At 69.4% G+C, this 1,474-nt stretch carries 1 pseudogene; it reads right to left on the reverse strand.

What is annotated here, in order from left to right:
* Positions 1–1,474 (reverse strand): annotated as a pseudogene (locus TR50_RS47510) (hypothetical protein); the annotation flags it as partial.

Below are 1,474 nucleotides of genomic sequence, written 5' to 3' on the forward strand. Positions count from 1 at the left end.
CCGCGTCGGTGCTGCTGGTCTCGCGACCGTACTGGTCGAAAGCGGCCTGCCCGGTGGTGGTCCAGCCGCCGTTGAAGGAGGCCGCAGCCTCGGTCGTCGTGACGTCACCGACGGCCACGGTTCCCGGCGGCTGGTTGTCGTACAGCGTCTGGGTCTGCGAGACGGCCGTCGCCGCGGTCTCGGACGTCGTGGTGCAGCTCTGCCCCGCCGGCACCGTGGAGGTGATGGTCGTCATCGGGTAGGCGGTCCACTGCGCGCCGTCGGCCCCGAGCGCGGTGTTGCCCGCATAGCCGGTGAAGGTGCACAACTCCTGGACGTCACCGTTCGACTTCCCCGAGCCGTCGGTGTCGCCCTTGTCGTCGGTCAGGATCAGACGGCCGTTGCCACCGACCCCGCCCGAACCCGTGAACGAAGGAAGGGAGTTGTCGTAGGTGTAGTCGACCTCCGAGCGGCGTGTCCCGCCGCCGGCCAGAGGCGCGTATGTGATCATCTTCTGCTGGTGTGCGAAGTGCGCGCGCTGCGCGGGCAGGCCGCTCGCCCGGGTGTGGACGGCCGTGATCATCCCGGGGTCGGTCGGGTCCTCCGGGACGGTGATCACGTCGGAGGTGACGGTGGTCGACGTGTCGGAGGCGTAGGTCTGGACCTCCAGCACTCCCCCCGCCAGCGCGTTGTCGTCGCGGTATCCGCCGCTGGGGCAGGCGGTGCTGGTCGGGGCCTGGCTGTGGGAGTCGTTCAGGCAGACGTAACCGGTCGGGTCCTGGTCCATGCCCTGGAAATAGGTGGTCACCGACTTGGCGTTCGCGCCGGGGGCCTCGCCGGAGCTGGTGGTCTGCACCTGCCGGAACCCCCGGAACCCGTCCACCGTGCGGTAGGCCGGATCGACCTGCTCGGAGTCGTTGGTGTGCCACGCCGGCGCGCCCAGGTACGTGTAGCTGGTGCTGCGCGCGGCCGCGTAGGAGTAGCCGGCGTTCCTGGTGGTGTTGTCGTTCACCGTGACGCCGGTGACCAGGTACTTGTTGAACCAGTCCAGCACCTTCGTGCCCTGGTTGTCGAAGTACTCCGGGAAGCACAGGGTGTGGTTCGCCGTGGTGGCCGGCGGCGCTGTCGTCCCGCAGTCCAGCGTGCTGGGGCGGCCGTAGGCGACCACGGTCTCCGAACCGAGCTCGTCGGTGATGTCGTCCAGCCGGAACCGGTAGAACGGCGCCGAGTTGTACAGGCTCGACGCCTGCGACCGGTTCGCCAGCTGCGTGTAGCCGAAGTCAACCGCGGGGCTGGTCGAGGTCGCCACCGTCCCGTCGGAGTTGGTCAGATAGCCGGTGCGACTGACCGAGTCCAACCGCAGCTGCGCCCGGTTCCCCGACGTGGCGTTGTCCACCGGCGCGGGGAACGACTCGTTCAACGCATAGCTGTCCACCGCCTTGAAGCCCGCCGGCGTCCCCGAGGGCTGACTGCCCGTCGGCGCGCCCGCGTTCAC

Origin of the sequence: Streptacidiphilus anmyonensis, assembly GCF_000787855.1 — a bacterium.
Classification (GTDB): Bacteria; Actinomycetota; Actinomycetes; order Streptomycetales; family Streptomycetaceae; genus Streptacidiphilus; species Streptacidiphilus anmyonensis.